At 69.2% G+C, this 13,748-nt stretch carries 9 protein-coding genes; 2 read left to right on the top strand and 7 right to left on the bottom strand.

Annotated elements, in window-relative coordinates; all coding sequences use genetic code 11:
- Window positions 1-356 precede the first annotated feature (356 nt).
- Entirely contained in the window at window positions 357-1,430 is a 1,074-nt protein-coding gene (locus ACWF7A_RS25500) for an MBL fold metallo-hydrolase (protein WP_452253002.1), read from the bottom strand.
- A gap of 126 nt (window positions 1,431-1,556) precedes the next feature.
- Window positions 1,557-4,934, bottom strand: a complete 3,378-nt coding sequence (locus ACWF7A_RS25495; RefSeq protein ID WP_452253001.1) for a pyruvate carboxylase — start codon at window positions 4,932-4,934, stop codon at window positions 1,557-1,559.
- A 339-nt stretch (window positions 4,935-5,273) separates the two neighbouring features.
- Here ACWF7A_RS25495 and ACWF7A_RS25490 point away from each other — a divergent pair, with 339 nt between their 5' ends.
- The gene (locus ACWF7A_RS25490) at window positions 5,274-6,530 is read left to right on the top strand and encodes a hypothetical protein (RefSeq protein WP_452253000.1); all 1,257 of its coding nucleotides are present in this window, start codon (window positions 5,274-5,276) and stop codon (window positions 6,528-6,530) included.
- 3 nt (window positions 6,531-6,533) lie between these two features.
- On the opposite strand, the gene ACWF7A_RS25485 is transcribed toward ACWF7A_RS25490, so the two are convergent.
- The 4 genes from ACWF7A_RS25485 to ACWF7A_RS25470 form a co-directional block, all read right to left on the bottom strand.
- A complete protein-coding gene (locus tag ACWF7A_RS25485; RefSeq protein WP_452252999.1) occupies window positions 6,534-7,658 on the bottom strand; it encodes a hypothetical protein in 1,125 nt (374 codons plus the stop codon).
- A 268-nt stretch (window positions 7,659-7,926) separates the two neighbouring features.
- Entirely contained in the window at window positions 7,927-8,274 is a 348-nt protein-coding gene (locus ACWF7A_RS25480; protein ID WP_452252998.1) for an STAS domain-containing protein, read from the bottom strand.
- Between the two features lie 72 nt (window positions 8,275-8,346).
- Entirely contained in the window at window positions 8,347-8,580 is a 234-nt protein-coding gene (locus ACWF7A_RS25475; protein WP_452252997.1) for a DUF6480 family protein, read from the bottom strand.
- Between the two features lie 21 nt (window positions 8,581-8,601).
- Complete coding sequence (locus ACWF7A_RS25470) at window positions 8,602-8,997, bottom strand: ATP-binding protein (protein WP_452252996.1); 396 nt, start codon at window positions 8,995-8,997, stop codon at window positions 8,602-8,604.
- A gap of 117 nt (window positions 8,998-9,114) precedes the next feature.
- Between ACWF7A_RS25470 and ACWF7A_RS25465 the strand changes: the two genes are divergently transcribed.
- Window positions 9,115-9,465: an STAS domain-containing protein gene (locus ACWF7A_RS25465; RefSeq protein ID WP_452252995.1), complete on the top strand. Its 351-nt coding sequence runs from the start codon at window positions 9,115-9,117 to the stop codon at window positions 9,463-9,465.
- 6 nt (window positions 9,466-9,471) lie between these two features.
- Here ACWF7A_RS25465 and ACWF7A_RS25460 read toward each other — a convergent pair whose 3' ends face one another.
- A complete protein-coding gene (locus ACWF7A_RS25460; RefSeq protein ID WP_452252994.1) occupies window positions 9,472-13,617 on the bottom strand; it encodes a HAMP domain-containing protein in 4,146 nt (1,381 codons plus the stop codon).
- Window positions 13,618-13,748: the final 131 nt, after the last annotated feature.

Raw genomic sequence — 13,748 nt, 5'->3', positions numbered from 1 at the left:
TTTTAAACTCCAAACTCTTTTCGTCGAGTTGACACCCCTCTTCAGGTGTGGCCCGCTCTTGGTGCGACTCGTGATGGGACCCCACCGCCAACGCAACCAACAAAGCAACAGGCAGCCGCTCAAAGCAACAGGCGTGCCATCAACCCGCTCACGGCGCTGGCCCCCATCTCAGATTGCCGGGGGTCTGGGGGCAGAGCCCCAGGGGAAGCACACAACAGGAACCCGCCAACGCAACCGGGGAACGCAAGCGACGCAGGCGAACACAACCCGGGAACGCAGGCGAACGCAAGCGAACGCAGGCATCCCCCGATCCGAGGACCCCTACAACTCAACCTGCTCAGAGGGTCCGACAAACATCAGGCCAACGCCTGCCACCACCCGTCAACCTCCCCAGGCGAGTCAACGTCAACCCGCTCCCCCGGCCTGGGCACCGCGAGCTTCAGCCCGCTCGCCTTGGCCTCCCGCCACACGCGGTCGATCGGCTCGCCCCACGGATGCAGCGCAAGGTTGAACGTCGCCCAGTGCACCGGGATCAGCAGCTCGCCACCGAGGTCATGGAACGCCTTAACGCCTTCCTCCGGCGTCATGTGGATGTCCGCCCACGCGTCGTTGTACGCGCCGACCTGCATCAGCACCGCGTCGAACGGCCCGTGCTCCGCACCGATGGCCGCGTAACCCGGGAAGTAGCCGGTGTCGCCGCTGTAGAACACGGCACGCTCACCGCGTTTGATGACCCAGGACGCCCACAACGTCACGTTGCGCTGCACCGAACGGCCGGAGAAGTGTTGTGCCGCAGTGCAAGTGAGCGTGAACCCGTTGACGGTGTGCGACTCGTCCCAGTCCAGTTCCACGACGCGGCCGGAGGGCACGTCCCACCGCGCGAGGTGCGCGCCGAGCCCGAGCGGCACCACGAACACCGCGGACGTCCCGGCGGTGAGCGTCTGCACGGTCTCCATGTCGAGGTGGTCGTAGTGGTCGTGCGAGATCACGACGGCACTGATGTTGGGCAAATCCGACAAATCGTGCGGAACCGGGTGCAGTCGCTTGGGACCGACGTGGGCGGACGGCGAGACGCGATCGCTCCACACAGGATCGAGGAGCACGGCGGCGCCGTCGATCTCGATCAGCGCGGACGCGTGGCCGTACCAGGTGACGTGCAGTCCGTCGGTGACCGGCGCGGCGGGTCCCACCAGCGGCACCGCCGCGGCGGGCTTGCGGTCCTGTCCACCGCGCACGAAGTCGCTGATCGAGAACGAGTCTCTGTCCGGAACCGTGCGAACTTCCTTGTCGTTGTGGAACTTCCCGTCGCGGTAGCGCGGCGAACGGGACATGTGGACCGGGTCCGGCTTGCCGCCCAGCTGTCGCGGCAGGTCCTTCAGCGCCCACGCCATCCCTGCCAGGCCGAGCAGGCCGGCCAACGCCTTCTTCATGATGCGATTCCCTCTCCCTGACCCCGTGCTCGGTGCAACGCACGGAATCGTCGTGGAGTTCCAGGCCCCCCGCAGCACGAAAGGGCCCGGCCTCGACAGGAGACCGGGCCCTTCGCGACCGAACAACTACTCCAGGACGATCAGCAGGTCTCCGCCTTCGACCTGCTGGGCGCCGCGCAACGCCAGGCGTCGCACGACACCGGCCTTGGGCGCGGTGATCGCGGCCTCCATCTTCATGGCCTCGATCGTCGCGACGGTCTGACCGGCGTCGACGCTGTCGCCCTCGGCCACGACCGCGGTCACCACGCCGGCGAACGGGGCCGCCACGTGGTTCGCGTTGGCGCGGTCGGCCTTCTCGGCGGCCGGGATGTCGGCCGCCACCGAGCGGTCGCGGACCTGGATCGGGCGCAGCTGGCCGTTCAGGGTCGCCATGACCGTGCGGATGCCTCGCGCGTCGGCCTCGGAGATCGCCTCCAGGCCGATCAGCAGCCGGACGCCCGGCTCCAGGTCGACGGAGTACTCCTCGCCCGGACGCAGGCCGTAGAAGAAGTCCTTGGAGCGCAACACCGACGTGTCGCCGTACGCCTCGCGGTGCGTTTCGAACTCCCTGGTCGGCGCCGGGAACAGCAGCCTGTTCAGGGTCGCCCTGCGCGCGTCGGCCAGACCCGCCTCGTCCTCGGCGGAGAGCTCCTCCACCGGCTTCGGGGCCGGACGGCCTTCGAGGGCCTTGCTGCGGAACGGCTCCGGCCAGCCGCCGGGCGGGTCGCCCAGCTCGCCGTGCAGGAAGCCGATGACCGAGGCCGGGATGTCGAACTTGCCGGGGTTCTCCTCGAACTCCTTCGGCTCGACGCCCGCGCCCACGAGGTGCAGGGCGAGGTCACCGACGACCTTGGACGACGGCGTCACCTTCACGAGGTGGCCGAGCATGCGGTCGGCGGCCGCGTACATCGACTCGATCTCCTCGAACTTGTCGCCGAGACCGAGGGCGACGGCCTGCGTGCGCAGGTTCGAGAGCTGACCACCGGGGATCTCGTGGTGGTAGACGCGGCCGGTCGGGCCGGGGATGCCGGACTCGAACGGCGCGTAGATCTTGCGCACCGACTCCCAGTACGGCTCCAGGTCGCAGACGTTCTGCAGGTTGAGGCCGGTGGAGCGCTCGGTGTGGTCGGTCAGCGCCACGATCGACGACAGCGGCGGCTGTGACGTCGTGCCCGCCATCGACGCGGTCGCGCCGTCGATCGCGTCCACGCCCGCCTGGATCGCGGCCAGGTAGGTCGCGAGCTGGCCACCTGCCGTGTCGTGCGTGTGGAGGTGGACCGGGAGGTCGAACTCCTTGCGCAGCGCGGTGATCAGGCGCGACGCGGCCGGAGCCCTCAGCAGGCCCGCCATGTCCTTGACGCACAGGACGTGCGCGCCGGCGCCGACGATCTGCTCGGCCAGCTTGAGGTAGTAGTCCAGTGTGTACAGACGTTCGTCCGGGTTGGACAGATCGCTGGTGTAGCACAGGGCGACCTCCGCGACCGCCGTGCCGGTCTCGCGCACGGCCTCGATAGCCGGGCGCATCTGCTCGACGTCGTTCAGCGCGTCGAAGATCCGGAAGATGTCGATGCCGGTCTTCGTCGCCTCCTCCACGAACGCCTTGGTCACGGCCTCGGGGTACGGCGTGTAGCCGACCGTGTTGCGGCCGCGCAGCAGCATCTGCAGGTTGATGTTCGGCACGGCCTCGCGCAACGCGGCGAGGCGCTCCCACGGGTCCTCCGCGAGGAACCGCAGCGCCACGTCGTAGGTCGCGCCGCCCCAGCACTCCAGCGACAGCAGCTCGGGCGTCAGGCGCGCGACGTGCGGCGCGACGGCGAGCAGGTCCTTGGTGCGCACTCGGGTGGCGAGCAGCGACTGGTGGGCGTCGCGGAACGTCGTGTCGGTGACACCGACGGCCTTGCTCTCCCGCAGCCAGCGCGCGAAGCCCTCGGGGCCGAGCTCGACCAGCTTCTGCTTGGAGCCGGGCGCCGGCTCCGCGTTGAGGTCGGCGACCGGCAGCTTCTCGCGCGGGTCGACCGCGGTCGGGCGCGTGCCGTTGGGGTGGTTGACCGTGACGTCCGCGAGGTAGGTCAGCAGGCGCGTGCCGCGGTCCGCCGAGTGGCGTGCCGTCAGCAGGTGCGGGCGCTTCTCGATGAACGACGTGGTGACGCGGCCCTCGTAGAAGTCCGGGTCGTCCAGCACGGCCTGGATGAACGGGATGTTCGTGGACACGCCGCGGATGCGGAACTCCGCGATCGCACGGCGCGCACGCGCGACGGCGAGCGAGAACGTGCGGCCGCGGCAGGTGAGCTTCACGAGCATCGAGTCGAAGTGCGGGCTGATCGCCATGCCCGCGCCCGCCGTGCCACCGTCGAGGCGGATGCCGGACCCGCCCGGCGAGCGGTACGCGCTGATCGTGCCGGTGTCCGGGCGGAACCCGTTGGCGGGGTCCTCCGTGGTGATGCGGCACTGCAGGGCCGCCCCGCGCAGCTGGACGGTGTCCTGGGACAGGCCCAGGTCCTCCAGCGTCTCGCCGGACGCGATGCGCATCTGCGACTGCACCAGGTCGACGTCGGTCACCTCTTCCGTGACCGTGTGCTCGACCTGGATGCGCGGGTTCATCTCGATGAAGACGTAGTGGCCTTCGGGGTCGAGCAGGAACTCCACGGTGCCGGCGTTGCGGTAACCGATGTGCTTCGCGAACTTCACCGCGTCCGCGCAGATGCGGTCGCGCAGCTCGGGCGCGAGGTTCGGCGCGGGCGCGATCTCGATGACCTTCTGGTGGCGCCGCTGCACGGAGCAGTCGCGCTCGAAGAGGTGGATCACGTTGCCCTGGCCGTCGGCGAGGATCTGCACCTCGATGTGGCGCGGTTCGACCACGGCCTGCTCGAGGAACACCGTCGGGTCACCGAACGCCGACTCCGCCTCGCGGGACGCCGCCTCCAGCGACTCGCGCAGCGCGGCGGGCTCGTCGACCTTGCGCATGCCGCGGCCACCACCACCGGCGACGGCCTTCACGAAGACCGGGAAGCGCATGGTCTTCGACGCTTCGAGCAGCTCGTCGATGTCGGACGACGGCGGGCTCGACTCCAGCACCGGCAGTCCGGCCTCGCGGGCGGCGGCGATGGCGCGCGCCTTGTTGCCCGTGAGCTCCAGGACCTCGGCGACGGGGCCGATGAAGGTGAGACCAGCCTCACGGCAGGCCATCGCGAGCTCCGGGTTCTCGGACAGGAATCCGTAACCGGGGTAGATCGCGTCGGCGCCGGCCTTGCGGGCGGCCTTGATGATCTCGTCGACGGAAAGGTAGGCGCGGACGGGATGTCCCGCCTCACCGATCTCGTACGACTCGTCCGCCTTCAGGCGGTGCAGCGAGTTTCGGTCCTCGTGAGGGAAGACGGCGACCGTTCCAGCGCCCAGTTCGTAGGCGGCTCGGAACGCGCGAATCGCGATCTCGCCGCGGTTGGCGACAAGAACCTTGCGGAACATCCGTGCCCTCCCGGTGTTACTCGGCGGTCATCAGTCGAGGCACGTTACCGTGCGACTCTTGCCAGTTGGGAGGACTGTCTCACGTGATGGGTGTCATCCTGATCGGTCTTGCTCACGCGATTCTCGCGTGATGAGAGGAAAGTGGATACCCACCACCCGGTCAGACTGCGGCCGGTAGTGGGTTTAACCAGATCGAGTGACGATCTTCGCGACTATCTCGGTAGGGTGAGCCATATGGCCGGGGCTGATGGAGCCGGGCAGCCTACTGCCCGCACACCGCATTTCGACGTTGTCCTCCGTGGTTACAACCAGCGACAGGTGAACGAACGAGTCACCCGGTTGGAGTTCGATCTCAAGAACTCGAACCGTGCCCGCGACGCGGCCTCCGCGCAGGTGGGTGAGCTCACCAAACTCCTCAACGCGATGCGCGCCGACCTCGACAAGACCAAGGTCCAGCTGCAGAACCTCGCCAACGCTCCCGTCAGCGCGTCGAACGTCACCGAACGCGTCCGCGTGATGATGAGCCTGGCCGAGGAAGAGATCGCGGACATCCGCAAGGACGCCCTCGACAAGGCCGCCGCGACGCGGGGTGAGGCCGAGAAGTGGGCGGCCGGCCAGCGCGAGGCCCACCAGCGCCTGCTCGCCGAGACCGAGGCGCGCCGCAAGCAGCTGGAGGTCAACTACCAGCAGCGCCACGCCGAGCTCGACCAGCAGACCACCGGCCGCAGGTCCGAGCTGGAGGCGGAGCACGCGTCGCTGCAGGCGAAGCTCGCCGCCGAGCACGAGGCCCTGGTCGCCGACGTGCGGGCGAACGGCGAGCGCGTCGCCGAGGAGTTCGAGAAGAAGTCCGCGGACCTGGACGCCCACCGCGCCGAGCTCGACGCGAAGTACAAGGCGTACCACGACGAACTGGACAAGGAGTACGACGGCCTGAAGGCGACGCTGACCGCCGAGCACCAGAAGGTGCTGGCCGACGCGAAGTCCGAGGCCGAGCAGATCGTCGCCGACGCGGAGGCCAAGCGGACCGCGGCGCTGCAGAAGCTCACCGGCGAGCTCCAGGCCAAGCAGGCGGAGGCGGAGAAGTTCCTCAACGACCTCGAGACCGAGACGCTGGCCCGCGCCGAGAAGACCACCTCCGACGCGTCCGCCCAGGCTCTCGCCCTGGTCAGCGCGGCAGAGGAGAAGGCGGCGACGACCCTGCGGGTGTCCGAGGACAAGGCCGCGGCCACCGTCGCCGAGGCCGACCAGAAGGCCTCGACCACCGTGCGCGAGGCCGACGAGAAGGCCGCCAAGCTCGTGCGCGACGCGGAGGCCCGCACGTCGGCGCTGGTGCGCGCGGCCGAGGAGAAGACGGCCGCGGCCGTCGCCGAGGCGGACCAGCGCGCCGCCGCCGCGGCCGAGAAGGAGGCGTCGCTGCGTTCGGCGCACGACAACCTCGCGACGCAGTTCCACGCCGCCCAGGCGGCCGTGGACGCGGCGATGTCGGTGCTCAAGCCGCTGGAAGGAGACGGGCCCGCCGACGACGAGCCCGCCGCGTCTCCCGCGCCCGCCGAACAGAAGACCGAGCAGCTGCCGAAGCCGCGTCAGAAGGACTGAGCCCTACCCGGGGAACGGCGGCAGGCTGCTCGTGGCCCAGCTCGTGTGGCAGCTGCCGTTCGCCGCGAAGTCGCTGGCGAACCCGATGAGCTCACGGCCGTCGAGCGACGCCACCCCGCTCGGGTGGTAGTTGGGGCAGCTCTCGTCCCGCGCACCCGGCACCGCGACCGGCGCGGGGACCGCGTACCAGCCGTCCCTGCCGCCGTTCTCGGAGACGAAGACCGTCCGGCCGTTGCCGGGGTCGACCTTGCCGTCGGCGGACATCAGCATCTGCCCCATGAGGATCACGCGTCCCTCTGGCGTGCCGTTGGGCGCGAGAGTGATCGACGGCGTGTGCGCGAAGTACCTGCCGTCCTTCGTCGTCGGCCTGGTGCCGTGCCACTTCGGGTCGCCCCAGCCGACACCGTCCGCCGAACTGCGGTGGTAGGCCTCGCAGAAGTACTGGTTCGGCTGCGAGCAGATCTCGTACATCATGTAGAACTCGCCGGTCGGCAGCCTCTTGACCTGCGGCATCCCGGGCCGCAGCGACCCGTCCGACACCGCGACGACCTTCTCCTTGCCCGACCAGATGACGCCGTCGCGCGACACCGACCGCCCGATGTACTGGCTGTGCTTCTCGTGCGTCTCGTCCGCGAAGTAGCAGTTCAGCCGCCCGCGGGCGTCAACGGACAGGTCCGGCTCCCAGAGCCCGCCACCGGGCTGGGCCCGCGCGCACTCCGACAGGTGGTGCCACGTCTCGCCGGCGTCGTCGCTGCGCCAGATCCGCGCCTTCAGGCCCTCGTGCCGCAGCCCCACCGACCCAGCCCACAGCACGGTGCCGGCGGGCATGTCGCCGACCTGGCTCGGCAGTTCGTAGAGGTGGCCGCAGCAGGTCGCGTGCGCGCTCACCTCGTCGACGAACGTGCCGACCGGGCGGAACTTCTTGCCGGACCTGCCTGCCCGCAGGACGTTCACGGAGTGGAAGCCGTGCAGGGCCACGAGGATCGAGCCGCGGTACGTGCCGTGCTCCAGCCGGATCGCGTGCGGGTAGCGGGACTCCTCGCCGGTGAGCAGGACCGGGTCGGCCGTGGCCGGGGTGGAGAGGAAGGTGAGGACGGTGGCGAGGGCGATGATGATCAAGCGACGCACGGGTCCAAACGTAACCAGACGACCGGGCGGAACCGGGCGCTGGCGCGCTCACACCTTCAGGTGATGGAGCCGGGGACGCGTTTGAGATCACGCACTCGTGGTGACTAGGCGCTGTCCTGCAAGTCTCGTTGGGCGACAGTGGCGGCCGAGGGGCCCGGAGACGGCACCGCCGCAACGCCCGGATACGCCCGGTATGAGGGCGTCGCGGCGGCACCGCCTCCGGGTCTCTCGCCCGCGCCTGTCACCGAACGAACTTGCAGGACAGCTCCTAGGCGCTCAGCGCCGTGACGGCGTCGTCGACGTCGTTGAACAGCAACAGCAGCTGGTCGACCGCCGTCATCTCCAGAGGGCGCAGCACGATCCGGCTGTCGCTGACGACGCCGAACCGGATGCCGAGCTCGTCGGCCTGGTGCTGGGTCTCCACGAGCGCGCGGATCCCCTCGGACCCGAAGAAGCGCACTTCCCGCAGGTCGAGGACCAGGGCGGGGGGCTTGCGATCGAGCAGCTCGGCGAGCTTGCTGGTCACCGGTGCCGACGACGTCATGTCGATCTCGCCGGTGAGAGCGACGATCGGGATGGACTGGATGTAGGTGGTTCTCTGTCCAAGCTGGTTCATGAGGACTCCCGTCCACACCGACCGTACGCGTCGGCGGCGGACGTCCACAACCGGAGTCGTCCGGCGCGGTGCCTACACGAGCAGGAAAGCCCGGGTCAGGAGCATCGCGGCCACCAGCACGGCGAACAGCACGATGATCGCGATCACGATGCGCCCCGCGGTCGCCTTGGGCGGTGTCCGTTCGCGGTGGGACAGACCCGTGGTGGTCGATCCGGAGTCCGGAGGGGTCTCTCCTGGATTCACCCCGCCGCCGGGCTCGGGACCGGGTGCGAGGTCGGGTTCGGGGTCAGGCGGGAGAGCGGTCATACCGAGTGAGGTACCCGGTTTTCAGGCTTCTAGCTGAGCCCAGACGACTTTCCCGCTGTTCTGCGGTCTCGTGCCCCACTCGACGCTCAGCGCCTGCACGAGCTGCATGCCGCGACCGCGCGGGCTGGTCGGGTCGACGGGTCTGAGCTGGGGCATCCGCGACGACTGGTCGTGCACCTCGACGAGCATGCCGCCCGCCTTCCGGCTCACCGTGAGTGTGATCGGTCCCTCACCGTGGTCGATGCCGTTGGACACGAGCTCGGTGACGACGAGCTGCGCGTCGTCGGTGAGATCCTCGCCCAGCTCCCACGACGCCGCGGCCTCGCGCACCACCTGACGTGCGCGAGCGCACGAACCGCCCTCGGCGGTCAGGGTCACCCGCACCTCTGCCAGTGGGTCGTTCAACACAAGGCGCATCGTCGCACATCCGGCGGGTCGTCCGGATCTTTCAGCCCCCCGGTGGTCGCATGGTCGGACGTCGTGCTGCACGATTTGGGTCGCACGAGTCGGGCGTGGCGGAAGGAAACGGCGACGATGGAGCTCAACGTCGGCAGCGAGGTCCAGCGGGGATGGCGAGTTCTCGCCGTTGCCGGGGAACTGGACATCGACACCGTGCCCTTGCTGTCCGCACGGCTGGATTCGGACGTGAGCGGATCGCACGCGGTGCTGGACCTGGCCGAACTGGCCTTCATGGACTCGACCGGGCTCGCCCTGGTCCTGGACTGGCACCGCAGGCTCGCCGAGGCCGGCGGGCAGCTGCGGATCGCCGCCGCCCAGGGACCCGTCCGGCGGCTGTTCGAGCTCGCCGACGTGGCCGAGGTGCTGAGCCTCTTCGAGTCGGTGGACGTGGCCGTCGAGGAGGCCGTCGCCCCGTCGGAGGCCTGACCGGGGTCAGGCCTCCGACGACACGCCCAGGTAGTAGGCGATCAGGCGGATGAGGTGCTCGGTGTCCACCGGCTTCGTGACGTAGTCGGTGGCCCCGGAGGCCAGTGACTTCTCGCGGTCGCCCTTCATGGCCTTGGCGGTGACGGCGATGACCGGCAGGTCCGCGTAGCGCTCCATCGCGCGGATCGCCGAGATCGTCGCGTTGCCGTCCAGCTCGGGCATCATGATGTCCATCAGGACGATGGCCACGTCGTCGTACTGCTCCAGCGCCCGCACGCCCGTGATGCCGTTGTCGGCGAAGATCGCCTCCAGGCCCACCAGCTCGAGCACGCTCGTGAGCGCGAAGACGTTGCGCAGGTCGTCGTCCACGACCAGCACCTTCTCGCCGTGGAAGCGGATCGACGCCGAGTTGGCCAGCACCGGTGCCGGCGCGACGATCGGGGTCGGTTCCGGCAGCACGATCACGTCGGAGACGACCTTGCCCAGCGGCAGGCACAGGGTGAACGTCGAGCCGATCCCCGGCTCCGAGCGCACCCGCAGGGCGCCGTTGAGGAGCTGGGCCAGCTCGCGGCTGATCGAGAGCCCGAGGCCCGTGCCGCCGTACTTGCGCGACGTGGTGCCGTCGGCCTGCTGGAACGCCTCGAAGATGACCGCGAGCTTCTCGGCCGGGATGCCGATGCCGGTGTCGTGCACGTCGAACGCCACGGTGTACGGGTCGTCCATGCGCACGTGCAGGCGGATGCCGCCGTCGTGGGTGAACTTCACCGCGTTCGAGAGCAGGTTCCTGAGGATCTGCTGAAGCCTGTGCTCATCGGTGTGGAGCGTCTCCGGCACGTTCGGGTCCACCCGCACGGAGAACTCGAGGTTCTTCTCCGCGGTCAGGGGCAGGCAGAGCGTCTCGACGTAGCGGACCAGCTCGTCCAGCCGGACCGGGTCCTCGTGCAGCGTCATGTGGCCCGCCTCGACCTTGGTGAGGTCGAGGATGTCGTTGATGAGCTGCAGCAGGTCGGAGCCGGACGAGTGGATCGTGCGGGCGAACTCGACCTGCTTGGGGTTGAGGTTGCCGTCGAGGTTGTCGGCCAGCAGCTTCGCGAGGATCAGCAGCGAGTTCAGCGGCGTGCGGAGCTCGTGGGACATGTTCGCCATGAACTCGGACTTGTACTTCGACGCCGTCTGCAGCTGCCGGGCGCGGTCCTCCAGTTCCTCGGAACCGGCCCTCAGCTCCGTCGTGAGGCGCTGGGACTCGACCAGAAGGGCGTCGGTGCGGGAGTTGGCCAGCAGCGTGTTCACGTTGACGCCGATGGCCTCCTTGAGCTGGTCCAGGAGGTCGAGGTGGACGTCGGAGAACTCGTTGAGCGACGCCAGCTCGATCACGCCCAGGGTCTCGCCCTGGAACAGGACCGGCAGGATCACGAGGTTCACCGGCGCCGACTCGCCCAGCGCGGACGAGACCGTGAGGTAGCCGCCGGGGACCTTCTCGACCAGGATCGTCTTCTTCTCCAGCGCCGACTGGCCGACCAGCGACTCGCCCATGGCCACGCGGGTCATGCGGGCCGCGTCCAGGCGGAAGCCGTAGGTCGCGGTGAGCTCCAGCGACTGCTTGGAGTCGTCCTCCTCGATCTGGAAGAACGCGCCGTGGTGGGCGCTGACCAGCGGCGTCAGCTCGCTCATGATCAACGACGCCAGCGCGCGCAGGTCGCGGTGGCCCTGCATCAGGCCGGACAGGCGAGCCAGGTTGGTCTTGAGCCAGTACTGCTCGCGGTTGGCCCGCGTCGTCTCCTTCAGGTTCGCGATCATCTGGTTGACGTTGTCCTTGAGCTCGGCGAGCTCCCCGGACGCGTCGACGGTGATCTGCCTGGTCAGGTCGCCCGCGGTCACGGCCGTGGCGACCGCGGCGATGGCGCGGACCTGGGTGGTGAGGTTCGAGGCGAGCTGGTTGACGTTGTCGGTCAGCTTCGACCACGTGCCGGCCACGCCGTCGACCTCGGCCTGACCACCGAGCTTGCCCTCGGTGCCGACCTCGCGGGCCACGCGGGTGACCTCGTCGGCGAACGACGAGAGCTGGTCGACCATCGTGTTGATCGTGGTCTTGAGCTCCAGGATCTCGCCGCGCGCCGAGACGTCGATCTTCTTCGTCAGGTCGCCCTGCGCCACGGCCGTGGTGACCTGGGCGATGTTGCGGACCTGGTTCGTCAGGTTGTCCGCCATGAAGTTCACCGAGTCGGTGAGGTCCTTCCACGTGCCGGCCACGCCGGACACGCGCGCCTGACCGCCCAGGATGCCCTCGGTGCCGACCTCGCGGGCGACACGGGTGACCTCGTCACCGAACGCGCGCAGCGTGTCGACCATGCCGTTCAGGGTGTCGGCGAGGGTCGCGACCTCGCCCTTCGCCTCGACGGTGATCTTCTTCGAGAGGTCGCCGTTCGCGACGGCGGTGGCGACGGCGGCGATGTTGCGGACCTGGTCGGTCAGGTTGTCCGCCATCAGGTTGACGTTGTCGGTCAGGTCCTTCCACGTGCCGGCGACGCCCTGCACGCGGGCCTGACCGCCCAGACGGCCGTCGGTGCCGACCTCGCGGGCGACACGCGTGACCTCCTCGGCGAAGCTCGACAGCTGGTCCACCATCGTGTTCAAAGTGGACTTCAGCTCGAGGATCTCGCCGCGCGCGTCGACCGTGATCTTCTGCGACAGGTCGCCGTTCGCGACGGCCGTGGCGACGTGCGCGATGTTGCGGACCTGGTTGGTCAGGTTGTTCGCCATGAAGTTGACGTTGTCGGTCAGGTCGCGCCAGGTGCCGGCCACGCCCGGCACGGTCGCCTGACCGCCCAGCCTGCCCTCGGTGCCGACCTCGCGGGCCACGCGCGTGGCCTCGTCGGCGAACGACGAGAGCTGGTCGACCATCGTGTTGATCGTGGTCTTCAGTTCGAGGATCTCGCCGCGGGCGTCGATCGTGATCTTCTGCGTGAGGTCGCCGCGCGCGATGGCCGTGGTGACCGAGGCGATGTTGCGGACCTGGGTCGTCAGGTTGTTCGCCATGACGTTCACCGACTCGGTGAGGTCGCGCCACGTGCCCGCGACGCCCGGCACCTGCGCCTGACCGCCGAGGCGGCCGTCCGAGCCGACCTCGCGGGCGACACGGGTGACCTCGTCGCCGAAGCTCGACAGCTGGTCGACCATCGTGTTGATCGTGGTCTTGAGCTCGAGGATCTCGCCGCGCGCGTCGACGGTGATCTTCTGGGTCAGGTCGCCGAGCGCCACCGCGGTCGTGACCTGGGCGATGTTGCGGACCTGGGTCGTCAGGTTGTCCGCCATGAAGTTCACGTTGTCGGTCAGGTCGCGCCAGGTGCCGGCGACACCGGGGACCTTCGCCTGACCACCGAGCTTGCCGTCGGTGCCGACCTCGCGGGCCACACGCGTGACCTCGTCCGCGAACGAGGAGAGCTGGTCGACCATCGTGTTCAGGGTGTTCTTGAGCTCCAGCATCTCGCCGGAGACGTCCACCGTGATCTTCTGCGTCAGGTCGCCGTTCGCCACGGCTGTCGCGACCTGGGCGATGTTGCGGACCTGGTTGGTCAGGTTGTTCGCCATCGAGTTGACGTTGTCGGTCAGGTCGCGCCAGGTGCCTGCGACGCCGGGGACCTTCGCCTGACCGCCCAGGCGGCCGTCGGTGCCGACCTCGCGGGCCACACGGGTGACCTCGTCGGCGAAGCTCGACAGCTGGTCGACCAGGCCGTTCACCGTCGAGCCGAGCGTCGCGAACTCACCGCGCAGCGTCTGGTCCGACATGCGCTTGGTCAGGTCGCCCTCGGCGACGGCGGCGAGCACGCGGCTCAGCTCGCTCGTCGGCCGCATCAGGTCCTCGACCAGGCCGTTCACCGAGTCGGCGATCAGCGACCAGCCCCCGGCGGTGCCCGCGGGCGCCACCCGTTCGGTCAGCCTGCCCTCCTGGCCGACGGCCTGGCGGACCCGGCCCAGCTCACCGGCCAGCCACTGGTTGCGTTCGGCGATCTCGTTGAACACGTCGGCGAGCGCCGAGACAGGCCCGTTCCCCGGCACGACGAGCCTGCGGCGGAAGTTGCCGTCCCGCAGGTCTCTCATGGCGGAGAGAACCCGTTCGAGGGTCGCGTCCGTCTCTTCGTTGGCCGTGGTCACTCCAAGCCTCCGTGCCTCGGTGGTCGCAGCCAAGCCTGCCACGTTAGGTTGGGAGCGAGGTAACTTGATGCCGCGATGCACGCCAACTACCCGCAGGAGGCCGTGATGATTCGGCCGAGCGCGCTGGCCGG

This window comes from Lentzea sp. NPDC055074 (genome assembly GCF_053608005.1).
This window is presented reverse-complemented; position numbering and strand designations above follow the sequence as displayed.

Coding starts and splice junctions, on each gene's coding strand:
- ACWF7A_RS25500 (WP_452253002.1), bottom strand. CDS start 1,430: ATGAAGAAGGCGTTGGCCGGCCTGCTCGGCCTGGCAGGGATGGCGTGG.
- ACWF7A_RS25495 (WP_452253001.1), bottom strand. CDS start 4,934: ATGTTCCGCAAGGTTCTTGTCGCCAACCGCGGCGAGATCGCGATTCGC.
- ACWF7A_RS25480 (WP_452252998.1), bottom strand. CDS start 8,274: ATGAACCAGCTTGGACAGAGAACCACCTACATCCAGTCCATCCCGATC.
- ACWF7A_RS25475 (WP_452252997.1), bottom strand. CDS start 8,580: ATGACCGCTCTCCCGCCTGACCCCGAACCCGACCTCGCACCCGGTCCC.
- ACWF7A_RS25470 (WP_452252996.1), bottom strand. CDS start 8,997: ATGCGCCTTGTGTTGAACGACCCACTGGCAGAGGTGCGGGTGACCCTG.
- ACWF7A_RS25465 (WP_452252995.1), top strand. CDS start 9,115: ATGGAGCTCAACGTCGGCAGCGAGGTCCAGCGGGGATGGCGAGTTCTC.